The sequence below is a fragment of the Chondromyces apiculatus DSM 436 genome (genome assembly GCF_000601485.1).
Classification (GTDB): domain Bacteria; phylum Myxococcota_A; class Polyangia; order Polyangiales; family Polyangiaceae; genus Chondromyces; species Chondromyces apiculatus.
This window is the reverse complement of record NZ_ASRX01000056.1, coordinates 1-24,228: the sequence shown is the minus strand read 5'-3', so window position 1 is coordinate 24,228 and position 24,228 is coordinate 1. Positions and strand designations below refer to the sequence as shown.

Below are 24,228 nucleotides of genomic sequence, written 5' to 3'. Positions count from 1 at the left end.
CGCGTGAAGGCGTGTCCGCCCCTCCAGCCACATCAGCCGAACGAGAGCGCCGTGCCCGGGCTCGCCACCTGCGGCGTGGCGGGCTTCTTGGTCGGGTCGAGCGGCTGCGCCAGCGCCTGACCAGACGGCTGCGCGGGTGCAGGGGTGGTGGGCTGGGCGGGGGGCGCCTCGGGCTCCTCGCTGTCCGTCTCGGCCGACGCAGGCGCGTACAGCGCATCGAGCGAGAACTTGTCGGCGAGCGCCGGGGTGCCGAGGCGCTTCGACGCCGCCACGGCAGCTTTGCGCGCGCTGCGGGCCAGGGTGATGATGAGGCCATCGAGCAGGTCCATGCGCTCGGTCTCCAGACGCGTGCTGGAGCCGGTGGTGGCCAGGTTGCTAGCGCGCAGGGTGGTGAGGGCCGCCGTGAGATCGGCGACGGCCTCGGGCCCACCGCGGTCGGCCGTGGCAGTGACCACGGGGGGTGCGGTCAAGCCGTTGAGGAGCACGTCGAGCTGCTCGGCGAGCTTCTCGCCCTCGTGACCGGCGTTCTTCGTGGCACGGAGGCCGCCCTCCACCTGGAGCGCGGCGGCGATGCCGCTGTCGGTCCCCTCGTACCGGAGCGTCCGGGTGACGCTGTCGAGGATGGCGCGCGCACGCAGCCGCTCGCGGCGCGCGCGCCGGAGGGCCAGCTCGTGGGCGTTGACCGTGGCCGCGTTGCCGCCCCGGGCGCCGGTGCGGTTGACGGACTCCTGAAGGAGCGTCTCATGCGCGTCGACGAGGCGGGTGGCGTCGGGGGCGCCGAAGCCGTGGAGCGCGAGATCGGGGCCGTGCGTCAGCAGGGCCTTGAGGTGCCTGGAGGCGAGGTTGAGGACAGTGATCGAGCTGTATCGCTTGCCGATGGAGATGTACTGCTCACGGGCGATGGCGGAAATGGTGACGAGATCGATGAGAGCCATTGCGGTCGTTCCTTGTCTGCTTTCCCTGGGGCAGGGCCCCTGGGTGGTGGTGTTGCTGCGCTGCTTGCGTCGGCATCACGGTGTTGCACGGGGCGCGGTGTCGTCGCCCTGCCGGGATGCCGACCTGCGGTCCCGAAGGCCGCGTGGTGGTGTTGATCAGAGTCGCTGGTGATGTTCGGACACGCTGCGCACAGGGTGGGTGCTCTCCGGCCGCGACGTGGAGGATCCATGTCGTGAGCGGGGAGCAGTGAGGGCAAGGCGTCGGTGCTGCACGCGCTGCCATCGCCACTCCGGTGCGAAGCGCGCCGATGCATTTGCAAGGGGTGCGCCAGCGGTAGAAAGGTGGCGTGGGGTCGGGAGCGACGTCCGCCATGGTGGAGGAGAGCGCCGCGGGGTCGGGAGCTGGCGGGACGTGGTCGGGCGTTCCGGCGACGTGGTCGGGAGTTCGCGCGACGTGCTCGGGAGCTGGCGGGGACGTGGTCGGGAGCCGGCGAAACGTGGTCGGGAGTTCCGGCGACGTGGTCGGGAGTTCCGGCGACGTGGTCGGGAGTTCCGGCGACGTGGTCGGGAGCTGGCGGGGACGTGGTCGGGAGCTGGCGAAACGTGGTCGGGAGTTCGCGCGACGTGCTCGGGAGTTCGCGCGACGTGCTCGGGAGTTCACGCGACGTGCTCGGGAGTTCGCGCGACGTGCTCGGGAGTTGCGAGTTCCTGCTCGGGGCAGCCGGTTTTGCGGTGAAAAGGGGCGCGCGGAGGGTGCGGGGTAGCGACGAAGAGGGGGGAGGAGAGGGCTGGACGAGGCGGGGAGCGAGGCGGAAGGGGGGGAGGGTGTCCGCTATGGTGGAGGGGGCCGGGAATGCTGGAGAGGGTGGGGCGCGGATTGACCACGCAACGGGTTGCTCGGTACCGAGCAATGGGTTGCGTGGTACCGAGCAATGGGTTGCGTAGGGGTGGTCCTTACGGTGGCCGGATACCGCGAGGTTGAGCGGTGGAAAGGGCCGGCGCCCCGGGTGGGAACCAGGTCGGGAGGGTGTTGGCAGTGTCGCGTGGGGGCAGCGGAGAGCGTCTGAGGGCAGGTTGGAGCCGCCGCGGGGCAAGCGTGTCTCGGCAACCACGGAGGCGCGTCCGAATTGCTACGCAGGTGGGGTGGGTAACGTCCTGGGACCTGGAGGCGTGACGGAGTGTCGGGGCCGAGGCGGATAGGTCGCCGGCTATGTGAACCCGAAGAGCTGGCGAAGCGCGACGAGCACGTCGGGAGGGCAGGTGCCAACGTGCCGCAGGCTCGGATCATCCTCGCGCAACCTGCCGGCCCCGCGCCGGGTAAACCAGGTGGGCTTGTCCAGCCCCAAGGACGCGAAGGCGTGATGGCTGCGGTCCACGAAGACCGGTGGAGGCTCCACGTCGACCGGCGGAGGTTGAGAAGTCCCGAACGCGACGAACACCCACCAGACACCGTCGATCGGGTGACGGCGGAGGACGACACCGGGCCGATTGTCCTTGGTTCCACCGTAAGCGCGGATGGCAGCGCCAGCCGAGATGACGATGGCGCTCACTCGTCCTCGGGAACCCCGACGAGACCTGCCCGGACGTCGGACGCGAACCCGGCGAGGAACGCCGCGTCCGCCTCCTCCGCCTCGCGGAACAGTGCTTCCAGGTTCAGGAGGCCCTCCGGCTTCCTGGGCCCCACGTCGTAGCCGCCGCTCGCGACGATCCGCGCAGTCTCACGAACACCGTTCAGCCATGCGTCCGCGAGCGCGCTCGCCAGCCATGGCTCTGGTCTGCGGCCATCCACGAGGACTGCGAGAATGGCTCCGACCGCCACGAAGCCACGGCACTGCTGGGTGGCGATGTCGACGAGGGTGTGGGGCACGACTGCGCCCTCATGAAGCGACCACGGTCGCACGCTGAGCGCTGCGAACACCCAGGAAGCGTGCGGAGCACCGTCCTTCCCACGCGCCGCGACCTCATCGAGTGCTTTCTTGAGGGCGTGAAGCAGAGCGACGCCCTCCCGCAACCCCTGCAGGAGCTTGCCGGTGACGTTTCGCCCCAGCATGCGCACACCACGAGAGTTCTCACCTGGTTCCCCGGTCAGCTTCAGGTCAGGAACGACGAACGTCACGGCTCCGGTGTCCGAGGCAGGAATGCTGAATGTCCTCAGCTCCATCACAGCCGCATCGAGGCGCGCATTCAGGTCTTTCAAATCGTGCGCGCCCAGCGCGTGGCGACCGATCGCAAGGAGCGCTGCAAGCTCGGGTGGAACTTCAGCCGGGACCGCGGTCAGAGGCTTCTCCACCCGCGTGAAGGACAGCAGCTCGAAGAGCGCTTGCAGCCAGGTGGGGAACCGGAACGGCTGAACTGCGTCGACCGACATCTCTCCCGCCAGTCTAATCGAGGTCGCTGCGCCGAGCCACGGCCCTGGACGCCAACGACGGGTTGGACCGCTTGTGAGCACGAGCAGGTGCCTATGTGTCCACGGGGAAGGTACGCACGTCGCGGATGGTCATGAAGCTCATCCTGGCAAGAGCTTCGCGCAGGGGGCAAGGACGCACGAGGAGACACCTCCAGCATCCCGGCAACGCTTGCCAGGCACCAGGGAGGATTGTCCAGGTTCCAAACGACGGTTCCCTCGCGTTACGTTCATCCCTTGCCGATGATCACGAAACGAGACGTGCTGGAGAAGTTGACGCGGGACGAGCTGGCAGAGCTGGCAGAGCGGCACGATGTGCCAGTGCGCGACCGCCGCTCTCGGGGCGCGCTGGTGGACGGCCTGGAGGCGCATGCGCCGGCCGTCGCGGCGTTGCTGGGAGGCTACTCCCGCGACCGCCTCAAGGAACTCTGCCGCGCCCTGGGCCTGGAGGATGGCGGCCGGGAGAAGGCGCTCCTCCTCGGGCGCCTCGGCGGCGGCGACGGGACCCAGGCGGAAGCCGCGGAGGGCGAGGAGGACGAGGCGCCCGTCCGTGGAGGGCGAGGTCGCGCCGCGCCGGTCGTCTCCGGCTCCGCACCAGGCACGTTCGAGCGGCGAGGCTCCGCGCCAGGCACGTTCGAACGGCGAGGTCCGACACCGACGGAGGTGCTCGCGGAGTCTCGCGCGGGCCGCATGCGTGTGGCGGCAGGAAGCGCACCCGCCAGCGGCGGCGGCCTCCCGGTGGAGCAGCTCGAACTGGCCGTGGGCGGCAAGCTCACCCCTGCCGAGTTGCAGAAGAAGCTCTGGGCCGCGGCGGACATCCTGCGCGGCTCCATCGATTCGAGCGACTACAAGAGCTACATCTTCGGCCTGGTCTTCCTGAAGCGCCTCTCGGACCGCTTCGAGGAGGAGTGCGAGGTCCTGCGCGCGGAGGGTGTCGACCCCGAGGACCGCGATGAGCACCCCTTCTATGTCCCGAAGCAGGCCCGCTGGGCAGAGATCCGCAAGAAGTCCGAGAACCTGGGCGAGGTGCTCAACAAGGCCTGCCACGCGCTGGAGGACGAGAACCGCTCCCTCCAGGGCGTGCTCGCCGGCATCGACTTCAATGACGAGCGCCGCCTGGGCGACGCGCACAACCGCGAAAGCGTCCTGGACCGCCTGCTGAAGCACTTCTCCGGGGTGAACCTGCGCAACGACCACCTCTCGGAGCCCGACATGCTGGGCAACGCCTACGAGTACCTGATCGAGAAGTTCGCCGACGACGCGGGCAAGAAGGGCGGCGAGTTCCGCACCCCGGAGAAGGTGGTCGACCTGGTCGTGGCCCTCCTGGAACCCCGCGAGGGCATGCGTATCTGTGACCCTACCTGCGGCTCGGGCGGCATGCTCCTGGGATGCGCGCAGTACGTGAAGGCGCACGGCGGCAACCCGGTGAACCTCGGCCTGTTCGGCCAGGAGAAGAACCTCGGCACCTGGTCGATCTGCAAGATGAACATGCTGCTGCACGGCCGCCTCAGCGACCGCATCGAGAAGGGCGACACCATCCGGCTTCCGCGGCTGCTGCAGGGCGAGGGCAAGCTGATGGTGTTCGACCGGGTGCTGGCGAACCCGCCCTTTTCCCTCGACGAGTGGGGCCGCGACATGGCGGAGAAGGATCCTTTCCGCCGCTTCGGCTACGGCCTGGCGCCGAAGACCAAGGGCGACCTGGCCTTCCTGCAGCACATGGTGGCGACGCTGAACGAGAAGGGGAAGGCGGGGGTGGTGATGCCCCACGGGGTGCTGTTCCGCGGCGGCGCGGAGGGCGAGATCCGCAAGCGGATGCTGGAGGAGGATCTGTTCGAGGCGGTGATTGGGTTGCCGCCGAACCTGTTCTTCGGGACGGGCATCCCGGCAGCGATCCTGGTGCTGAGCAAGGCCAAGCCGGCAGCGCGCAAAGGGAAGGTGCTGTTCGTGGATGCGTCGCGGGAGTTCCAGGAGGGGTCGGCGCGGAACTACCTGCGGGACAGCGACGTCGAGAAGATCGTGCAGACGTTCCGGGAGTTCGCAGCGGTGGAGCGGTACGCGCGGGTGGTGGAGGTGAAGGAGATCGGGGCAAACGACTGGAACCTCAGCATCAGCCGTTACGTGGAGACGGCCGAGAAGGGGGGGCGGACGGACCTGGGGGCGGCAATCGGGAGACTGCGGGAAGCGGAGCGGGCGCGGCAGGCAGCAATGGAGAAGATGAACGGGTTTCTGAAGGAGCTTGGCTATGGCGGGTAGCCAGCCTTGGCCGGAGGAGGCACTGGGAAGCATCTTGCGTCAGATAGATGCTGGATGGAGTCCGCGGTGTGACCCACAGCCCGCGAAGTCAGGGGAGTGGGGTGTACTCAAAGTCAGTGCTGTGACCTGGGGTAGATACAATCCTGAAGAAAACAAGCGGCTGGTTGAAGGACTCCTTCCTCGGCCTGAAATCGAAGTAAAGCCCGGCGACCTGATCCTTAGCCGTGCGAACACACCCGAGCTTGTTGGTCGTGCCGTCCTCGTGAAGTACACGCCACCGCAGCTATTGCTGAGCGACAAACTCCTGCGACTGCGTGTCGATCCAAACCGGGCAGTGGCAGACTTCGTGAACATCCTTCTCGGGTCTGCTCAGTGTCGTATGCAGATCGAAGATGCGGCGACCGGGTCGAGCCGATCCATGAAGAACATCTCGCAAGAGAAGCTTCGGCAGATCGTCATTCCCGTTCCGCCGCTCCCCGAGCAGCGCAAGATCGCCGCCATCCTCTCCTCGGTGGACGACACCATCGAGAAGACCCAGGCCGTCATCGACGAACTCCAGGCCGTCAAGAAGGCCATGATGCAGGAACTGCTGACCCGGGGCATTCCGGGACGGCACACCAGCTTCAAACAGACTCCCATCGGCCATGTGCCTGAGACATGGGCTGTAGTGCCATTGGGGGAAGTACTCTCAGGCCTTGACGCTGGGTGGAGCCCGCAATGCGAGTCTGAGCCGCCTCAAGAAGGCCGATGGGGTGTTCTCAAAGTCAGCGCTGTGACCTCGGGAGTATTCCTACCGCAAGAGAGCAAAGCACTTCCGGAAGGCCTTGTACCAAGAATTGAAATCGAGGTGCATGCAGGCGATGTGCTGTTGGCTCGTGCAAACGGCGTACTGAGTCTTGTTGGTCGAACTGCGTACGTATCGTCGACCCGCCCGAAGTTGATGCTATCGGATAAGCTATTGCGCTTGCGCTTTGAAGAGCGCAAAGCGAATAGTCTCTACATACATTTTTGCCTCCAATTCGAAAACATTCGACAGCAGTTGGTGGATCGAACAGGGGGCAGCCAGATGCGGAACATCTCACAAGCCGCTCTTCGGGAGGTGCTTGTTCCAGTTCCATCGCTGCAGGAACAGACGATGATCGCTGATGCGATCCATTCTGTTCTCAAGGAGGAGGAACACGAGGTGTCGTACCAAAGAGAACTTGCGAGGACCAAGACTGCGCTTCTTTCGCTCCTCCTCACCGGCGAGATCCGCGTCACCCTCGACCCCGAGCCCTGCCCATGACCACCACCGCCGGCGCAGGCTGGAACGAGGACAAGCTCTCCGAGCGCCCAGCCGTCGCCCTCCTCCAGAAGCTCGGCTACCTCTACCTCCCCGCTGCCGCCCTCGACGCTGGTCGCGGCGGCAGCCTCCGCGAGGTGGTCCTCGCCGACCGCCTCGGCGCCGCCCTCCGCAAGCTCAACCCCTGGCTCTCCGACGCCAACGTCCACAAGGCCATCCGCGCCATCATCGGGGCCCAGGCCGCGAGCCTGATCGAGCTGAGCAAGCTCCTCCACGGGCACCTCACCGCCGGCATCAGCCTGGAGCAGGACCTGGGGAAGGGCACGCAGGGGCAGACGGTCCGGTTCTTCGACTTCGAACAGCCCAGGAACAACGATTTCGTGGTCACCCGCCAGCTCCGGGTGAAGGGGGCGCAGCGGGAGGTGATCCCGGACATCGTGCTCTACGTGAATGGCCTCCCGCTGGTGGTCATCGAGTGCAAGAGCCCCACCATCGGCGAGAAGTGGAAGACGGACGCCATCCACACCCAGCTCCTGCGCTACCAGGAACTCGACGAAGCGTACCGCAACCTCGGGGCGCCGCAGCTCTTCGGGACGGTGCAGCTCCTCGTGGCGACCTGCGACCAGGAGGCGTTCTACGGCACGGTGGGCACGCCGCAGCGGTACTACGCGGCGTGGAAGGAGCCGTATCCGTACAGCCGGGAGGAGATCGCCCGGGTCGCGGGGAGGGAGCCGACGCCGCAGGACGTGCTGATTCACGGCATGCTCCACCCGGACAACTTGCTCGACATCGTGCGGAACTTCGTGGTCTTCGAGCAGGACCAGGACACGCAGCGGCTGGTGCGGAAGGTGTGCCGCTACCAGCAGTTCCGGGCGGTGAACAGGGCGCTGGCGCGGGCGCGCGAGGCGAAGAAGGTGACCGGGCGCGGGGGCGTGGTGTGGCACACCCAGGGGTCGGGGAAGAGCCTGACCATGCTCTGGCTGGCGCTGAAGCTGCGGCGCGACAAGGAGCATGAGAACCCGACCATCGTGCTGGTCACCGACCGGGTGGACCTGGACGCGCAGATCAGCGGGACGTTCCAGCGCTGCGGGTACACCAACCCGGAGCGGGCGGAGAGCGTGAAGGACCTGCGGCGGCTGCTCACGGGAGGGGGCGGCAGGACGGTGCTCACCACCGTGCACAAGTTCCAGGAGGTCACGGGCACGCCGACCGTGCGGGGGAACAAGGGCCTGCGGACGCCGCGGGTGGGGCAGGCGGTGCTCTCGGCGGAGCGCAACGTGTTCGTGCTGGCCGACGAGGCGCACCGCACCCAGTACGGGGGGATGGCGGCGACGATGCGCAATGCGCTGCCGAATGCGGCCTTCTTCGGGTTCACGGGGACGCCGATCGACAAGGAGGACCGGAGCACGCTGCAGACGTTCGGCGATTACATCGATACCTACCCGATACAGCAGGCGGTGGCGGACGGGGCGACGGTGCCGATCCTGTACGAGGCGCGGCTGCCGGAGCTGCGGATGATCGGGCAATCGCTGGACGCGCTGTTCAACCGGGTGTTCAAGGACCGGAGCCTGGAGGAGCGGGAGGCGATCAAGAAGAAGTACGGGACGGAGGAGAGCATCGCCCGGGCGCCGCGGCGGGTGGAGGCGATCTGCGCGGACCTCATCGAGCATTACGAGACCAAGATCCAGCCGAATGGGTTCAAGGCGCAGATCGTGACCACCAGCCGGGAGGCGGCGGTCACCTACGCGGAAACGCTGAAGCGGCTTCAAGGGCCGCGCGCGGTGGTGATCATGTCGAGCACCAACAAGGACGAGCAGGCGCTCGCGGACCACCACACCAGCGAGGCGGAGCGGCAGGACTGCATCCAGCGCTTCCTGAACCGGAAGGACCCGCTGGCGATCCTCATCGTGTGCGACATGCTGCTCACCGGGTTCGACGCGCCGGTGGAGCAGGTGATGTACCTGGACGCGCCGCTCAAGGAGCACACGCTGCTTCAGGCCATCGCCCGGGTGAACCGGCTCGCAGAGGGGAAGACGCACGGGCTCGTGGTGGATTACTGGGGGGTGTCGCAGGCGCTGGAGGAGGCGCTGAAGGTGTTCGCGCCGCAGGACGTGGCCGGGTCGATGACGCCGCTCGCGGACGAGCTGCCCCGCCTCCAGGCGCGGCACGCGACGGTGCTGCGGTTCTTCGCGGGGGTGAAGGACCAGAGCGACCTCCAGGCGTACCTGAAGGTGCTGGACGACGCAGCCGTGCGGGCGGAGTTCAACCTGGAGTTCCGGCGGTTCAGCCAGAGCGTGGACATGCTGCTGCCAGACCCGCGGGCGCTGCCCTTCCTGGCGGACCTGCGCTGGCTCGGGAAGGTGCGGCAGGCGGCCCGGGTGCGGTTCCGCGACGCGACGCTGGACATCAGCGACTGCGGGGCGAAGGTGCGGAAGCTGATCGACGACGCCATCGCGGTGGACGGGGTGAAGATCCTCATGGAGCCGGTGGCGCTGTTCTCGAAGGAGTTCGACGCGCGGCTCGCCGCCCTGCAGAGCGATGAGGCCCGCGCGAGCGAGATGGAGCACGCGCTGAACGACGAGATCCACGTGAAGCTGGAGGAGGACCCGGTGTTCTACTCGTCGCTGAAGGAGCGGCTGGAGAAGATCATCGAGGACCGGAAGGCGAAGCGGATCGATGACGCGAAGCAGCTCGCGTTGATGGTCCAGGTGCGGGAGGACATGGAGGGGAGAGGCGGCGCGGAGGAGGCGCTGGGGCTGAGCGCGGCGGGGGTGGCGGTGTACGGGCTGCTCGAAGAGGTGCGGCCGCTCCAGGTCGCGGAGAAGCGGGACCGGCGCTACAACGAGGCGAACAAGGCGCTGGCGGAGGTCCTGCTGCTGACGCTGGAGCCGCAGATGCAGATCGTGGACTGGACGGAGAAGGAAGACGTGCAGCGCGAGATGCGCCGGCTGATGAAGCGGCAACTGCAGGCCGCGAAGCTGGAGGCAGAGAGGATCGAGCCGCTGGTGCTGAAGGTGATGGAGCTGATGCGGGTGCGGAAGGGGCGATGAGGGGAGAGGAAGCGTCGGCGGTCACGTTCGGGGGGAGCGTGATCCGGTACGCCATCCGGCGGAGCGGGCGGCGGCGGACGGTGGCGGTGGCGGTGGACGCGCGGGGGGAGGTGGTGCTGAGCGCCCCCGCAGATACGGCGGTGTCGCGGCTCGACGGGGTGGTGCGGGCCAAGGGGGCGTGGATCCTGGAGAAGGTGCGGGGGCGGCGAGGGACGGCCCGGGCGCTGCCGGCGCGGGAGATGCGCAGCGGGGAGACGTTCCTGTACCTGGGCAGGCAGGTGCGGCTGCGGGTGGAGGCAGTGGGGGCCACCGAGGAGGCGCGCGGGAAGGCGCTGGGCGCGGGGAAGGCGCGGACGGCGCTGCGGGCAGGGCACCTGGTGGTGGAGGTGGACGAGGCGCTGGAGGGGGCCGCGCGCGCGGAGGGGGTGCGGAAGGCGCTGGTGCGGTGGTACCGGGCGCGGGCGAGGGCGCGGCTGAAGGAGCGGGTGGCGCGGTGGGCGGCGGCGATGGGGGTGGAGGCGCCGGAGGTGCTGATCCGGGAGCAGCGGAAGCGCTGGGGGAGCTGTGATGCGCGGGGGGTGGTGCGGCTCAACTGGCGGGTGATTCAGGCGCCGCTGCCGCTCGTCGATTATGTGGTGGTGCACGAGCTGGTGCACCTGACCCACCCGGAGCACACGCGGGAGTTCTGGGCGGCGCTGGGGCGGGTGATGCCGGACTACGAGATGCGCCGGGAGGAGCTGAAGCGGCTGGGAGCGGTGCTGGTGTGGTGAGTGGCGACGATGGCGCACGCGAACGTCGTCATCTCGGACGCGAGGCACTGCTTGAGTGCGCGGCAGGCACTCCTCTTCTATCACCACGCGCGAGGGCATTCTCGTTCGGTGGGCCAAGAAGAGCAGCGGAGAGACCTCGATGAGACATTCGCTACCGGCATCATGCTCACGCTGCTGGCATTCGGCTGCGAACCGCCGGGGAACGAGGCCGTCGAAGAAGGTCCCCGCGTTACCTCTTCCGATCGCATCGACGATGCGCTCGTCAGCGACCCCGCGATGCAACCTGCTCCTGAGCTGCGGAGCCGCTTCGAGGTGGCTGTCAGGGAGGCTGAGTCTAGCCTTCCAGAGGATGATGTTGCGGCAGGTGGGACCTCGAACGCCGGTCACCCAAGTTCGAGTGCAACACCCAGCATGGCTGTCCCTTCTCGGTACCGTGCCCCGGGGCCGCCGTGTGCATCGTCACTGACTGTGGCACCGGTCGTGTCCTGGCTGTGATGCGCCGATTCCTCTCCTCAACCAGCAAGCTGCGCAGGCGGTTGACGGGGCGGAGGTGCCGATGGTTTTCTGATTCGATGAAACCTGCGTTTTATTACCATCCGTTCTCATCCTATTCGCAGAAGGCCGAGACCGCGTTCTATGAAAAGGGCGTGGAGTTCGAGGCCAAGATCATCGATGGCAGCGAACCCGTGCAAAGCGAGTTTCAGGCGCTCTGGCCGATCAAACGCTTCCCCTTGCTCGTCGCAGGGGAGCGGCTCGTTTTCGAGGCCACGTCGATCATCGAGTACCTCGACATCCTCTATCCCGAGACCTACCGCCTCATCCCCGAAGACCCGCTTGCCGCGGCGGAGGTGCGCATGTGGGATCGGTTCTTCGACAATTACGTGAGCTATCCGCAAGGGCGCCTCGTCTTCGCGGCGCTGGGGCGCGAGGCGGATGATGGCGGCGCGAAATGGAAAGCGGCGCTGGACACGGCCTATGCGCTGCTCGATCGTCGCATGGAGGGCCAGGAGTGGGTGGCGGCGGACCGGTTCAGCATGGCCGATTGCGCGGCAGCCCCCTTCCTGCTTTATGCAGACTGGAGCCATCCGATCGGGTCGCGCTTCGGCCATCTCTGGGCCTATCGCCAGCGGCTGCTGGCACGGCCCAGCTATGCCCGCGCTCTGGACGAAGCGCGCCCTTACCGCGCGGGGTTCCCGCTCGGGGCGCCGGTAGGGAGAGATTGAAGGCGGTCGCTCCGGAAGAAGCCAGGCCCGAGACCTGAGTGCCATCGTCCGATGGCGCGCAGGCGCTACTGGCGCAGGGCTTCCTCGGGTGGTGGCCGGTTTCACCCCTGGAAGCACCATCGATCGCGACGACGCAGGAGCAAAACCGGCTACCACACGGATGGGTTCGTGAGGGCCTACTTGCACGTGGCATCCGGACGATCCCACTCGCCCCACATCTTGATCCCGTTCTGGTTGACGCAGCGGGTTGGAGGACCCCAGTCCAGGTGGCCGGTCTCCGCGCAGGTGGCCTCCCAGTTCGAGCCGTGGGGGATGTTCCAGAGGACCGAGGAGAACTGGCGGAACCCTGATGACTTGCAGCCATCGTCCTTCAACGGCCCCCAGTTTGCGGCCCAGGCCTGGGAGACGATGAGGAGCACGCCACCGAGCAGGCTGGGAATGAGCAACTTACGCATTGCGATCTCCTTTGAAGGCGCGTCGAGTGCGCCTTTCCCAGTCCCTAGGAACCGATGAATCCAATGTCAATACGCAATGACACGACGCCGTGAGAGCACAAGTCCAGGCAGCCGCGCCCACGCATTGCAATGAGCCCTGGCCTTCCAAAATCCAGGCAGCCGCGCCCACGCATTGCAATGAGCCCTGGCCTCCGATGCTTTGCCGCGTCGCCCTCGAAAGCAGGTCGTCGGGAATTGATAACGTGAACGCGGGAGCAGTGAACAGTGCTCGCCTGGGGACAAATCTCGCGCGGGAGGGGCGGGATGGAGCAGGACGGGGCCCCTGCCCGGGGTCTGGGTCCCTCCGCAGAAGGCGCGGCCTCCTCGGCGCATACGCGCCTGCTTTCCTCCGGGACTTCGAGTGAATGCGCGCACAATCCGGCGCGAATACACGCACCAGGACCATTGCCGGCGCGCTTGACGTCCCCTGGAGGGGCGTTACATGCATCGCCAGAGGTGCAACATGAAAAGGATGGTAGCGGATAAACCCGTGAAGTATTTCGCTTATGGGCTGCTGGCGATCGGCGGCGCCCTGGCGGCGTGGACCGTGTCGGAGCCCGCATCGGCGGCCACGGCTTGCCGCGACATCGACACCGTCAAGGAGAGCGCTGACCTGAACAAGAATACCGGGATGGGTGGCCATGTCACCCAGCACATCCTGGGGATGGCTCCGCCGCCAGGCATGTCCCAGCAAGGGAAGACGCTCTTCAAGGACGGCGAGAAGTTCGGGAGAGCCTGGGGCCAGTACACGTCCATCACGAACCCCAAGATGTGCACGGGCAATTCGAGCATTCAGCAGGTCTTCAAGATCAGCGGTCTCGTGGATGCATTGTCCTGCAGAGCGGTGGATGGCGCGGGGAAGTGCACCGAGTACGACTCGTTCGCTTCAGACACCATCGCCTTCGCGTTCATCAACAACGGCGGCAAGTGGATCCTGAACACGGCCTATCCGGTGCCGATGCCGTGATGGCGCGGGCCCGCCGACCCGCGGGATCTCGCCAAGCTTGCTGCGGTCCGCAGCGACGTGGTCGGGTGAGGAGGTACGGCACCGGGGAGGCTCGCCATGGCGCGGCGCCCTCGGTGGTGGATCCTCACCCGAGCGTGTCGCTGCGTGGATTCGCCGGCGAAGCCTTGAAAGTCCGGTGGGGTTGGGTTCATTCTGGGTGAATGAAACCCAACCTGTGGCGGGCGCTGGGTGTGCTGGGATTCTTCAGCGCCTCTTGCTTGACTGCGATGGCCTGTGACGACGGGGACGACGGCGGCGCGGGGGCCTCGACGTCGAGCACCGGAGGCAGCGGCGGGGCGAGCCCCGGATCGGGCGGGAACGGCGGAGAGACGCCGGGCGTCGGTGGATCCGGAGGGGAGACGCCTGGTGCTGGAGGCGCAGGTGGCGCGGGCGGGGGCGCGTCGGCGTGCGCGAACGACGACATGTACGAGGACAACGACGTGGCCATGACGGCGACGCCGGTGCCCGTGCCGCCTCCGGACCCCGGCAATCCGGACTGGTTCGTCGACGCCTCGGTGGATGCCTACAAGTGCAGCAGCGACGACGACTGGTACTTCGTGAAGACCTCGTTCAGCGTGATGGGCAACGACCCGCCCGACACCCGCTACTGGACGCTGGTCCTGCAGGCCGCGGGCGCCGGGTCCTGCGGCGCGAGCTGTGACGATGTCGTGCCTCCCGCGGGCCCGCAGAGCACGGTGACCGTGGAGGTGTACGACGCGACCTCCATGGCGCTGCTCGGCACGGAGACCTCGGACGTGGGGCTGGTCCGCATCGAGGGCTACGGGGCGGCGTTCGCGAACGACGTGGTCTTCCGGGTCTCGGGGCCGCCCGAGGCCGTCTACGAGTACGAGTTCCGCACCACCGTCCGGAGCGACGCCTTCGAGGACGAGTGCGAGTGCTGAGCGGTAGCTCCGGAGACACGCGCACGCGCTGAGCGGCAGCAGCCTCGGGAACAGGTGGGCGTCGTGGGCCCACACCGGGGAGCTACTTCAGGCGCCTCAGGCAGGCGCCCAGCCACCTCTCGGCATTGCCGCGCAGAATGGGCGTGAGCACCTCGGGTGGCAAGGCGAGGCCGCGGTACTCGCCCCGGGTGAGCGCCTTCAGCGGGGGCTGGGTGCGCCAGAAGGCGAAGCGCTCGGCGCGCAGCACGCCGAGGTTCGCCTCCCACTGGAGGTCCCAGGCGCTGGGCCAGTCGGGGCCGGCCTGGGTGGGGACGAGGTCCGAGCCGAAGAGGAAGCGCTCGGGGGCGCGGGCGATGAGGCTGCGGACGCGGTCGTGCTCGCGCTCGAAGCTGGCGAAGCCCTCGGCGGCGAAGGCGGCGGAGCCGTTGCTGGTGTCGAAGAGCAAGCTCGGGTGGGCCTTCATGAGGTCCTCCAGGCGATCGAGGGCGGTGCGGGCGCCGCAGAAGTGGGCGCAGACCAGGTTCAGGCCCGGGTGGGCGCGGAGGACGCTGTCGAGTTCCGCGCGGTAGCGGACGGTGTTCACGTGCAGGAGGACAGGGATGCGGCGGGCGGCGAGGGCTTCCCAGAGGGGGCGGTGGGAGGGGTCGGCGAGGGGGCGCTCGTGCAGCTCGTGGTTGCCCTGGTAGAGCTTCACGCCGCAGGCGCCGCGCTGGACGAGGGCGTCGAGGTCCGCGGGGCGCTGGGCGGCGAGGTCGAGGGCGACGAAGGGGATGAGCGTGCCGGGGTGGGCGGCGGCGACGTCGAGCACGAGGTCGTTGGCGGGGCCCAGCTCGGCGAAGGGGCCACGGGCGCGGGCGCCGGGGAAGAGGGGGGAGCTGGAGAGGATGACGGCGCGGGAGATGCCGTGGCGCTGCATGCGTTCGAGGAGCGCAGGGACGGCGGCGCGGGCGGGGAGGTGGACGTGGAGGTCGAGGATGCCGCCGGCGGGGGGCGCTGGCGTGGCGGAGGCGGGAGAGGCGGCGGACGCGGCAGAGGCGGCGGAGGCGGCAGAGGCGGCGGAGGCGGCAGAGGCGGCAGAGGCGGCAGAGGAGGAGGGCGCCGGGCCGGGGGCAGGAGCGTCGCGACAGGCGGCGGAGAGGAGCAGCAGCGCTGGGAGCAGGGGCCACGTCCTGACGGGTGTCGCCGCGGCGAGGAGGGCTGGAACGCGCCGGGGTCGCGGGTTGGCTGTGCTTCCCGCACCGGGGCGCTGGTTCATGCCGGCCATCGTCATCCTGCGAGTCTAGTCCTTCCAGTCCTGCGCCCGAGCCCAGTCCTGAGGGTCTGCACCAGGAGCGGGTCAGGCCCTGCGGTCGCTGGCTGATCCCGGGGTTCCGTGACAGCCTGAGGCCAGGAGGTACCGAATGCGTGCGTTCGTCACCGTCAGGAAGTACCTCGATGCCACCGAGGCCGAGCTGGCGCGTGCACACCTCGACGCCAACGGGATCGAGGCGCGCGTCTCGGAGCCGACGGGCTTCAACCCGATGCTGAACCTCGCCGCGGGCGGTGTGCGGCTGGAGGTCCTCTCGCTTCAGGTCGAGCAGGCCGAGAAGCTGCTTCAGGAGGTCGCCACCACGCACATCGATCTCGGCGACGCTGAGGACGACGCCGAGCCCCGGAAGGGAGGGCAGACCGTGCGCTGCCCCCGCTGCGAGCTGGAGTACTGCTTCCATGAGCGGGTGGGGATACCGCGGCGGTTCGGGAGCGCCCTGTCACCGCTCGTGGCCGTGGTCTCGCTGCCGTTTATGCTCTTCGGGCCGAAGCGGTGGCATTGCCGCAAGTGCGAGCACGTCTGGGATGACCCGGCGGAGGGGCCGAAGAAGCCCACGCGCCTCGCGCCCGGGGAGCCCGAGCCCGTGTTCCGGATCAGCCGGGCAGCGCGGGGGCGCGGGTTGATGCTCGGGGCCGTCGCCGGGTTCCTCGCGGGCGTCGCGCTGGACGATCAGCCCACGGCGCTGCTCATGCTGGTGGGCGCGCTCTTCGGGTACTTCATCGGCGGCATGCTCCGCGTCGACTACTGCTCGGGCCCCACCTGCCGCGCGCCCCTGCCGGGCGGGAGGAAGACGTGCACGGCCTGCAAGGGGGCGGTGGTGGGTCGGGTCGACTCCGCCGCCGAGCACTATGCAGCGGCCGCCGACTTCCGCCGCGAGATGGCGGCGTGCCACGCCCGGTAGCGCAGCGCGAGGAAGGGCCTGCGACGGATGCCCTTGCAGGTGGTCCTCGGGGCAACCCCGGAGGTGCGCCTTCGAGGGGGGTCCCTGGGCCTATGTACCCATGTAATCGAGCAGCTTGCGCACTTCGTCAGGGATGAGCGTGGAGGCGACGAGCGGAGCCGCGCTCACCTTGGCGCGAACGACGTTGGGGATGTCGCTCTTCACCTTGTTCTGGAGGGGCAGCGGCAGCTTCTCTCTCACGCGCTTCAGGATGAAGTCGGCGCGCGCATGGCCCTGCTGCCAGACCTCCGGGTGGCTCCTGACCTCCTGCTCCGCCTGCTGACAGGCGTCATAAAAAGCCTTTGTCGTCGTGGCCTGGGAAGCTGGCTTGAGGCGAATCCAGACAGGAGCCAGATGAAAGGCCGCGTCGCGGCACAGGATGTCGTCTCGATTGGCAGCTTCAATCGCCTCCTCCACCCATTGCAGGAGCTGAGCCTCCGAGGGCGCCGCGGGGCTGGCTGGAAGCGACTGGCGGATCCAGGCGGTGAGGTGGGTTTTGTCGAGGAAGAGGCACTCGATGCTGTGCCGCGACCATACGAGGCCGACTTCCTCGATACCGGCAGCTTTGTCGAGCTGCGGTGAGGCGATGGTCGGGGTGCGGTGGTAATCGCGGTCGAGGATCCGGATGATGCGCACCGGACCGCTCCCCGGGCTGTCCTTGAAGAGTGGCGCGATGGCCTTCTTCAGGACGTCCTTGGCCTCGGCGTTGTCGACGCCCGTGAGCTCGGCGAAGGTCCAGCTCCGGAAACGGTCGTGCTTGAGCTTGTCGTTCGCGAAGTACACGGCAGCGCAACGCTCCAGGATCACGCGGTCCGTCTTGCCCTCGTGAAAGCAGATCTTCCGCGACTTCAGGAGCTGCAGGCTCGCGAAAGGGGACAGGTCGCAGAAGGTCCGGAGGGCCTCCATGCACCCGCTCTCGCCAGCAAGCTCGGTGGCGGCGACGGGGGAGCTGCGATCGACGCTGAGCAGCACCGCATCGTCACGCTGCCCGAGCCGGTTGATCATCTCGATGGAGTGGGTGGCCATGACGACCTGGGCGCCAAAGCCAGTGACCAGATCGGCGATGCGGGCGCCGGTGTCTCCCTGGAGCCGCGGGTGGAGGTGGGCCTCTGGTTCGTCGAGGAGGAACAGCAGGGGGCGACCCTGGGCCTTCCGGCTCTGATACCACTTGAGCGAGGAGAACAGGGCGACGAGGGCGATGAGCCCGGTCCCGGCGGAGGCCAGCTCGAGGTTGCCGTTGGAGTCGCGGAACTGCGCCTGGAGGTACTGGACGGCATCAAGCTCCTGGGTCGAGGTGCTCTTGATGATCTCGGCGTTGACGCTCATCCGTAGCGCGTCGTTCAGCTCCTTGAGGGCAGCACCGTCGAGACGAGCCAGGAGGTTGCGCACGATCCTGCCCTGACCCCCACTCTCCAGGTGGCGCTCGATCCAGGCGCCAGAGCTGAAAGCCTCGTGACGTGTGGCGCCGTAGAAGGAAGGAACAAAGACTGCAATGGGCTCCTTGTCGCGCAAGGCGTCGTGCAGCAGGCGAGAGAGGTGCTTCGACTTTGGCGGGACGCCCTCGATGGCCTGCATGGCCGCCGCGCTCTGCACCTTCACCGTGAGCTTCAAAGCCTCGTTCCGGCCGTAGGAGAGGCTCACGAAGGCGCGCTGGATGGTGGAGTCCGCATCGAAGGTGAGCGTGATGGCGATCCCTTCGTCGGTGAGCTTGTCGGTGAACAGCTCCTCGGCGCGCGTCGTGGGGAGAAACGCCTCGTCGTCGCGGATGGGGTAGTCCCACCAGAGGACGATCCAGCCTTCCTTGTCCAGCACCGGGTGCAGGCCGTCGGCGGCCAGGACCCACGAGAGCGCGGCGCAGCCGAGGAGAGCGCGGCGCAGCCGAGGCGGATCGCGTGCAGGATGGAGCTCTTGCCGGAGCTGTTCGGGCCGAGCAGGACGCTTACCGGCCGCAGCTCGGCCTCCAGGGACTTGAAGCCTCGGAAACGCTTGATGTCGATGTGGCTCAGCATGGGGTCGCTCGGGACTGGCTCGCTCAGAGATACCAGCAGGGCGCATATCACCCCAGCCGGATCGTCCGTGCTGACAGGCAGGGAGGCGCGCCACGACGCCACGATGGACGAGCGGCAGCGGCTTCCCGCGGCAGGCGCCATGCGGTAGCACGGGGGCGCGATGAGCACCGACGTCAAGGCCACGGTCCCCTCCCCTGCCCCGTTCCCCGGTGATCCTGCGGTGGATCTGGCGCTGGCCCGGTCGCACAAGCTGAGCGCGGAGGAGTGGGCGCGGGCGTGCGCGCACCTCGGGCGGGAGCCGCAGTTCGCGGAGCTCGGGGTGATCAGCGTGATGTGGAGCGAGCACTGCTCGTACAAGAGCTCGCGGGTGCACCTCGGGAGGCTGCCGACGACGGGGCCGCGGGTCATCCAGGGGCCAGGGGAGAACGCGGGGGTCGTGGACATCGGCGACGGGTTCGCGGCGGTGTTCAAGATGGAGTCGCACAACCACCCGTCGTTCATCGAGCCGTACCAGGGCGCGGCGACGGGGGTGGGCGGGATCCTGCGGGACGTGTTCACGATGGGGGCGAGGCCGATCGCGAACCTGGACTCGCTCAGGTTCGGCAGGCCCGATCACCCGCGCACGGCGGCGCTGCTGCGCGGGGTGGTGGCCGGCGTGGGGGGTTACGGCAACTGCATCGGGGTGCCGACGGTGGGCGGGGAGCTGTCGTTCGACAAGGCGTACGACGGGAACATCCTGGTGAATGCGTTCACGTGCGGCGTGGTGCGCGCGGACCGGATCTTCTACGGGCGGGCGAGTGGGGTGGGGAACCCGGTGATCTACGTGGGGGCGCGGACGGGGCGCGACGGGATCCACGGGGCGACGATGGCGTCGGACGAGTTCTCGGCGGAGGGGCCGAGCAAGAGGCCGACGGTGCAGGTGGGAGACCCGTTCATGGAGAAGCTCCTGCTGGAGGCGTGCCTGGAGATCTTCGCGGAGGACCTCCTGGTGGGCATCCAGGACATGGGGGCGGCGGGGCTCACGTCGTCGTCGGTGGAGATGGCGGGGCGGTCGGGGAGCGGGCTGCTCCTGGACCTCGATCGGGTGCCGCGGCGGGCGAAGGGGCTGACGCCGTACGAGATGCTGCTGAGCGAGTCGCAGGAGCGGATGCTGCTGGTGGCGAAGCCGGGGTGCGAGGCGCGGGTCGAGGAGATCTGCCGGAAGTGGGAGCTGGAGGCGGCGATCATCGGGCAGGTGACGGACACGGGGCGGTGGGTGATCCAGGCGACGCCGGGGTACGATCCGCTGGCCGATGCGCCAATCGCGCGGGCGCCGGTGACGGTGTGCGACTTGCCGGTGGACTTCCTGACGGACGCGGCGCCGAAGTACGACCGGCCGCAGCGGGAGGACGCGGGGCTTCCGGGGCGGCGGGCCTTCGACGCGGCGACGATTGCGGCGCCGCAGTCGTGGAGCGCGGAGCTGCTCGCAATGGCAGGGTCGCCGAACCTGGGGTCACGGCAATGGGTGTGGCGGCAGTACGATCACATCGTGCGGGGCGGGACGGAGGTGCGGCCGGGGAGCGACGCGGCGGTGGTGCGGGTGCCCTGCGAGCGCGATGGGGTGCGGGTGGAGAAGCTGCTGGCGTTCGCGGTCGACTGCAACGGGCGGCTCTGCGAGCTGGATGCGTTCCAGGGGGCGGCAATGGCGATCGCCGAGGTGTGCCGGAACGTGGTGTGCGGGGGGGCGGAGCCGGTGGGGATCACCGACTGCCTGAACTTCGGCAACCCGGAGCGGCCGGAGATCATGCGGCAGTTCGCGCAGGCGATCGACGGGATGGCGGCGGCGTGCAAGGCGCTCGGGGTGCCGATCGTGAGCGGGAACGTGTCGCTCTACAACGAGACGGACGGGCGGGCGATCCTGCCGACGCCGACGGTGGGCGCGGTGGGGCTGGTGCGCGACGCGGGCGACGTGACGCGGGCGGGGTTCCCGGAGGCGGGGCTGTCGGTGCTGCTGCTCGGAGGGAGGCGCGGGGGGCCGCTGGGCGGGTCGGAGTACGTGGTGCGTCACACGGGGGAGGTGCAGGGGGAGCCGCCGGGGATCGATCTCGCCGCGGAGGTGCGGCTGCAGGCGGTGCTGCTGGAGCTCTTGCGGGCGCGGCCGCGGCACGTGCTGAGCGCGCACGATGTGTCGGAGGGCGGGCTGGCCATCGCGCTCGCCGAGTGCTGCGCGGCGGTGGATGATCCGGCGCGGATGGTGGGGGCGATGGTGTCCTTGCCAGAGGAGGACGAGGGGCTGGCGGCTGGGCTGTTCGGGGAGGCGCCGGGCCGGGTGGTGGTGACGGTGCGGCCCGGGGACGAGGCGGAGGTGGCGCGGATCGCGGGCGCAGGAGGCGTGGGGGTGACGCTGCTGGGGTCGACGGGAGGGGGGCGGCTGTCGATCGCGCGGCAGGGAGCGCTGCTGGTGGACGTGGGGCTCGCGGAGCTGCGGGAGGCGCGGGAGCGGTGCCTGGAGGCGATCGTGGGGCGGTGAGGGCCATGGGCGTGGGCCGCAGCGTGGGGCTCGGGAGGGGGGCGGAGCGGCGGCTCGCGGTGGTGCTGGGCGCGATGCTCGGGGAGCCCGCCGGGATCGCGGAGGATGTGGCGGCGTTCTTCGGGCAGTACCTGCGGAGGGCGCCGCTGCTGGCGGCGGTGGGGCTGAGGCTGATGGTGTGGGCGCTGGAGTGGCTGCCGGTGGTGTTCGTGGGGAGGCCGCTCCCGGCGAGCGCGCTGGGGCCGGAGGTGCTGGCGCGGTATCTGGGGCGATGGGCGGGGGCGCGGAGCTACCTGGTGCGCGAGGGGTTCTTCCTGGTGAAGATGGTGGCGCTGCTGGGGTGGGGGGCGCATCCGGCGGTGCGGGCGCGGTACGGGATGCCGGGGGTGGCGGTGGTCAGGGCGCCGGGAGGCGCGGTCGTCGGGACGGCGGAGGGGGCGGTCGCAGGGGCGCAGCAAGGGACGGAGGGGTCGTGAGCCACGCCGAGGGGTCGTGCGATTTCGTGGTGGTGGGGAGCGGCGCGGGCGGGGCGACGGCGGCGATGATCCTGGCCGAGGCGGGGCGGGAGGTGGTGCTGCTGGAGGAAGGGCCGGCGGTGCGGGACGAGGACCGGGGGCTCGGGACGAGCGAGGCGTTCTTCCGGCTGTTCAGGGCGGGGGGGACGCAGGTGGCGGTGGGGCGGAGCGTGATCCCGGTGCTGCAAGGGCGGTGCGTGGGGGGGACGACGGTGGTGAACGGGGCGATCGTGTGGCGCATGCCGGAGGACGTGCACGCGCGGTGCTTCGGGGCGATCGGGGCGGCAGAGGCGATTCCGCTGCGGGAGATGGAGCGGTGCTTCGACCGCATCGAGCGGGACCACGCGGTGGCCGTGACGCCGGAAGGGCTGCTCGGGAGGAACGGGCTCCTGATGCGGGGGGCGGCAGAGAAGCTGGGGCTCGAAGGGCATGTGATCCGGCGGAACGTGCTGGCGTGTCAGGGGTCGAGCCGGTGCCTGGAGGCGTGCCCGAGCAAGCGGAAGCAGAGCGTGGAGCAGACGTACGTGCCGCGGGCGGTGGCGCGGGGGGCGCGGCTCTACGCGGGGCACGAGGTGCGGCACATCGAGGTGCAGGGGGGGCGCGCGGTGGGGGTGCAGGGGCGGGACGCGGAGGGGCGGGCGTTCCGGGTGACCGCGCGGCGAGGGGTGGTGGTGGCGGCGAGCGCGGTGCAATCGCCGCTCCTGCTCCAGCGGTCGGGGCTGGGGCCGCGCGGGCAGGTGGGGGCGCACTTCATGGCGCACCCGGCCGCTGCGGTGTCGGGGGTGTACCGGGACGAGGTGAAGCTGTGGCAGGGGGGGACGCAGACGTACGAGGTGGATCACTTCCGGCAGGAGGGGTTCAAGCTGGAGACGGCGTCGCTGCCGCTGGAGCTGGCAGGGGTGCGGATGGCAGGGTTCGGGAAGGTCTTCCAGGAGAAGATCGGCGACTACCAGCGGACGGCGGTATGGGGGGTGCAGGTGCGGGCGGAGGCGGAGGGGAAGGTGCGCCGGGGGCTCGGGGGGACGTCGATCGCGTACACGCCGGAGGCGCGTGACATGGAGCGGATCCGGCGGGGGGCGCGGGTGCTGTGCGAGATGCACCTCGCGGCAGGGGCGACGCACGTCTACCCGGGGGTGCACGGGGGGCCGGAGGTGGTGCGCTCGGAGGCGGATCTGCGCGCGCTCGGGGAGCTGCCGCTGGACCCGAGGGCGTGGAGCTTGATCATCAGCCATGTCTTCGGGACGTGCAGGATGAGCCGGGACGCGCGCGGGGGGGTGGTGGGGCACGACTTCGGGGTGCACGGGGTGAAAGGGGTGTGGGTGGTGGATGCGTCGATCTTTGCGACGACGCCCGGGGTGAACCCGCAGCATTCGATCATGGCGCTGGCGATGCTCGCGGCGGAGCGCATCGCGGAGGAGCGGGCAGGATGATCGAGGTGCTGGCGAACCACGCTCACTTCGTGGAGGTGCTGGCGAAGCTGCACCAGCAGGAGTGGGAGCCGATGCTGCCGTGGATGACGCCCGAGGAGACGCTCGCGGAGTTCCAGGACCACGCGCAGCGGGCGACGTTCCCGACGACGCTGGTGGCGGTGGAGGCAGGGCGGCTCCTGGGGTCGGCGAGCTTGATCGCGCGGGACTTGCCGGAGGAGGATCTGCCGGGGTTCGGGGCGGTGACGCCATGGCTGGCGAGTGTGCTGGTGCTGCCGGAGTTCCGGGGCCAGGGCGTGGGGAGCGCGCTGGTGGAGGCGGTGGTGGCGCACGCGCGGGGGCTCGGGGTGCCGCGGCTCTACCTGTTCACCGAGGGACAGGAGGGGTTCTACCGGCGGTCAGGCTGGGTGGACGTCCATCGGTTCGTGCTGCGCGGGGCGCCGGCGACGGTGATGGCGCGGGAGCTGGCGAGGTGACAGGACGGAAGATTCGGCAGTCGGGATTGGGGTAGTCTCGGTGGGCTACCCCGGGGTGGGCGCGCTTCGTCTCTTCTTGCAGCAGGGAGCCTTGCACATGGACCGTTCGCTTCGCTTTCGTCGGGTGCTCGCCACGCGGCTGTTCCAGATCGTGGGGGCGGCGGCGATCGCCGCACCGGCTGCGCTGGCGAGCTGCGGTGGGGATACGGTGGGTGGACCGGGGGAGGGGGAAGGCGGGGCTGGGGGGGCCGGGTCGACGTCGACGTCGACGTCGACGTCGATGACGACGACGAACACGGACGTGACGACCTCGACCAGCTCGGGGGCGACGACGGTGGAGGCGTGCTTCGAGTGGCTGGCGGATGAAGCCTGCCCGCCCGTGAACGAGGCGCTGCCGTACTTCCAGCAGAGCGATTGCGTGCCTCCGGGCTACACGATCACGGAGGCGGTGCTGGATGGGCCCATCGAGGAACCAGCGCAGTGCTGCTACACGGTGCAGCGAAGCTCGTGCGGGATGGGGGGGATCGGGCGGCCCTTCCTGGTGGATGGGCAACCACTGACGGCGACAGCGACGGCGACGGCGACGGGGGCTGGGCGCCGTGCGGGGGGCGGGTCGAAGGGCGGGTGGAGCAGCGACGGGCCGTCGCCGCAGGTGGCGGGGCTCGGCGAGGAGGAGCGGGAGACGCTGGCGGCGGCGTGGGCGGGGGACGGGCTGATGGAGCAT

General features: G+C 69.2%; 18 protein-coding genes and 2 pseudogenes. 13 read left to right on the top strand and 7 right to left on the bottom strand.

Annotation, left to right across the window (positions count from 1 at the left end):
• Positions 1–32: 32 nt before the first annotated feature.
• From CAP_RS29910 to CAP_RS29900, 3 genes are all read right to left on the bottom strand, one after another.
• A complete protein-coding gene (locus CAP_RS29910; protein ID WP_044247091.1) occupies positions 33–935 on the bottom strand; it encodes a hypothetical protein in 903 nt (300 codons plus the stop codon).
• Positions 936–2,143: 1,208 nt separating this feature from the next.
• Entirely contained in the window at positions 2,144–2,485 is a 342-nt protein-coding gene (locus CAP_RS29905) for a hypothetical protein (protein ID WP_044247090.1), read from the bottom strand.
• On the bottom strand, positions 2,482–3,384 hold the full coding sequence (locus CAP_RS29900; RefSeq protein WP_156041262.1) for a hypothetical protein: 903 nt from the start codon (positions 3,382–3,384) through the stop codon (positions 2,482–2,484). Before CAP_RS29900 ends, CAP_RS29905 begins: the two co-directional genes overlap by 4 nt.
• A gap of 198 nt (positions 3,385–3,582) precedes the next feature.
• Between CAP_RS29900 and CAP_RS29895 the strand changes: the two genes are divergently transcribed.
• From CAP_RS29895 to CAP_RS29875, 5 genes are all read left to right on the top strand, one after another.
• Positions 3,583–5,592 (top strand): class I SAM-dependent DNA methyltransferase, encoded by a 2,010-nt coding sequence (locus CAP_RS29895; protein ID WP_231511764.1) that lies wholly within the window; start codon positions 3,583–3,585, stop codon positions 5,590–5,592.
• A gap of 121 nt (positions 5,593–5,713) precedes the next feature.
• Positions 5,714–6,877, top strand: a complete 1,164-nt coding sequence (locus tag CAP_RS48900) for a restriction endonuclease subunit S (protein WP_197041413.1) — start codon at positions 5,714–5,716, stop codon at positions 6,875–6,877.
• A complete protein-coding gene (locus CAP_RS29885) occupies positions 6,874–9,924 on the top strand; it encodes a type I restriction endonuclease subunit R (protein ID WP_044247087.1) in 3,051 nt (1,016 codons plus the stop codon). Before CAP_RS48900 ends, CAP_RS29885 begins: the two co-directional genes overlap by 4 nt.
• Positions 9,921–10,694 carry a M48 family metallopeptidase gene (locus CAP_RS29880; RefSeq protein WP_044247086.1) on the top strand — a complete coding sequence of 258 codons (774 nt, stop codon included), beginning with the start codon at positions 9,921–9,923 and terminating at the stop codon, positions 10,692–10,694. Before CAP_RS29885 ends, CAP_RS29880 begins: the two co-directional genes overlap by 4 nt.
• 572 nt (positions 10,695–11,266) lie before the next feature.
• On the top strand, positions 11,267–11,917 hold the full coding sequence (locus CAP_RS29875) for a glutathione S-transferase family protein (protein WP_044247085.1): 651 nt from the start codon (positions 11,267–11,269) through the stop codon (positions 11,915–11,917).
• A 176-nt stretch (positions 11,918–12,093) separates the two neighbouring features.
• On the opposite strand, the gene CAP_RS29870 is transcribed toward CAP_RS29875, so the two are convergent.
• A complete protein-coding gene (locus CAP_RS29870) occupies positions 12,094–12,372 on the bottom strand; it encodes a hypothetical protein (protein ID WP_044247084.1) in 279 nt (92 codons plus the stop codon).
• A gap of 529 nt (positions 12,373–12,901) precedes the next feature.
• Between CAP_RS29870 and CAP_RS29865 the strand changes: the two genes are divergently transcribed.
• Both CAP_RS29865 and CAP_RS29860 read left to right on the top strand, forming a co-directional pair.
• The gene (locus CAP_RS29865) at positions 12,902–13,378 is read left to right on the top strand and encodes a hypothetical protein (RefSeq protein ID WP_044247083.1); all 477 of its coding nucleotides are present in this window, start codon (positions 12,902–12,904) and stop codon (positions 13,376–13,378) included.
• 200 nt (positions 13,379–13,578) lie between these two features.
• On the top strand, positions 13,579–14,319 hold the full coding sequence (locus tag CAP_RS29860) for a hypothetical protein (protein ID WP_156041261.1): 741 nt from the start codon (positions 13,579–13,581) through the stop codon (positions 14,317–14,319).
• 82 nt (positions 14,320–14,401) lie between these two features.
• Here the strand turns inward: CAP_RS29860 and CAP_RS29855 are convergent, their stop codons facing one another.
• Positions 14,402–15,589 (bottom strand): amidohydrolase family protein, encoded by a 1,188-nt coding sequence (locus CAP_RS29855; RefSeq protein WP_044247081.1) that lies wholly within the window; start codon positions 15,587–15,589, stop codon positions 14,402–14,404.
• A 130-nt stretch (positions 15,590–15,719) separates the two neighbouring features.
• Between CAP_RS29855 and CAP_RS29850 the strand changes: the two genes are divergently transcribed.
• Complete coding sequence (locus CAP_RS29850; RefSeq protein ID WP_044247080.1) at positions 15,720–16,529, top strand: putative signal transducing protein; 810 nt, start codon at positions 15,720–15,722, stop codon at positions 16,527–16,529.
• A gap of 90 nt (positions 16,530–16,619) precedes the next feature.
• On the opposite strand, the gene CAP_RS29845 is transcribed toward CAP_RS29850, so the two are convergent.
• Together CAP_RS29845 and CAP_RS55865 are read right to left on the bottom strand one after the other, a co-directional pair.
• Positions 16,620–18,380 carry an ATP-dependent nuclease gene (locus CAP_RS29845; protein WP_044247079.1) on the bottom strand — a complete coding sequence of 587 codons (1,761 nt, stop codon included), beginning with the start codon at positions 18,378–18,380 and terminating at the stop codon, positions 16,620–16,622.
• Positions 18,381–18,418: 38 nt separating this feature from the next.
• A pseudogene (locus tag CAP_RS55865) lies at positions 18,419–18,577 on the bottom strand (AAA family ATPase); the annotation flags it as partial.
• A 160-nt stretch (positions 18,578–18,737) separates the two neighbouring features.
• Between CAP_RS55865 and purL the strand changes: the two are divergent.
• The 5 genes and pseudogenes from purL to CAP_RS29815 all read left to right on the top strand — a co-directional run.
• Entirely contained in the window at positions 18,738–21,086 is a 2,349-nt protein-coding gene (gene purL / locus CAP_RS29835) for a phosphoribosylformylglycinamidine synthase subunit PurL (protein ID WP_081865401.1), read from the top strand.
• Positions 21,083–21,562, top strand: coding sequence for a hypothetical protein (locus CAP_RS52700; RefSeq protein ID WP_044247077.1), 480 nt, complete (start codon positions 21,083–21,085; stop codon positions 21,560–21,562). Before purL ends, CAP_RS52700 begins: the two co-directional genes overlap by 4 nt.
• Positions 21,559–23,031 carry a GMC family oxidoreductase N-terminal domain-containing protein gene (locus CAP_RS29825; RefSeq protein ID WP_044247076.1) on the top strand — a complete coding sequence of 491 codons (1,473 nt, stop codon included), beginning with the start codon at positions 21,559–21,561 and terminating at the stop codon, positions 23,029–23,031. Before CAP_RS52700 ends, CAP_RS29825 begins: the two co-directional genes overlap by 4 nt.
• Complete coding sequence (locus CAP_RS29820) at positions 23,028–23,504, top strand: GNAT family N-acetyltransferase (protein WP_052376328.1); 477 nt, start codon at positions 23,028–23,030, stop codon at positions 23,502–23,504. Before CAP_RS29825 ends, CAP_RS29820 begins: the two co-directional genes overlap by 4 nt.
• 97 nt (positions 23,505–23,601) lie before the next feature.
• A pseudogene (locus tag CAP_RS29815) lies at positions 23,602–24,228 on the top strand (hypothetical protein); the annotation flags it as partial.

Coding starts and splice junctions, on each gene's coding strand:
- CAP_RS29895 (WP_231511764.1), top strand. CDS start 3,583: ATGATCACGAAACGAGACGTGCTGGAGAAGTTGACGCGGGACGAGCTG.
- CAP_RS29870 (WP_044247084.1), bottom strand. CDS start 12,372: ATGCGTAAGTTGCTCATTCCCAGCCTGCTCGGTGGCGTGCTCCTCATC.
- CAP_RS29880 (WP_044247086.1), top strand. CDS start 9,921: ATGAGGGGAGAGGAAGCGTCGGCGGTCACGTTCGGGGGGAGCGTGATC.
- CAP_RS29860 (WP_156041261.1), top strand. CDS start 13,579: ATGAAACCCAACCTGTGGCGGGCGCTGGGTGTGCTGGGATTCTTCAGC.
- CAP_RS29875 (WP_044247085.1), top strand. CDS start 11,267: ATGAAACCTGCGTTTTATTACCATCCGTTCTCATCCTATTCGCAGAAG.
- CAP_RS29855 (WP_044247081.1), bottom strand. CDS start 15,589: ATGACGATGGCCGGCATGAACCAGCGCCCCGGTGCGGGAAGCACAGCC.
- CAP_RS29850 (WP_044247080.1), top strand. CDS start 15,720: ATGCGTGCGTTCGTCACCGTCAGGAAGTACCTCGATGCCACCGAGGCC.
- CAP_RS29885 (WP_044247087.1), top strand. CDS start 6,874: ATGACCACCACCGCCGGCGCAGGCTGGAACGAGGACAAGCTCTCCGAG.
- CAP_RS29910 (WP_044247091.1), bottom strand. CDS start 935: ATGGCTCTCATCGATCTCGTCACCATTTCCGCCATCGCCCGTGAGCAG.
- CAP_RS29820 (WP_052376328.1), top strand. CDS start 23,028: ATGATCGAGGTGCTGGCGAACCACGCTCACTTCGTGGAGGTGCTGGCG.
- purL (WP_081865401.1), top strand. CDS start 18,738: ATGAGCACCGACGTCAAGGCCACGGTCCCCTCCCCTGCCCCGTTCCCC.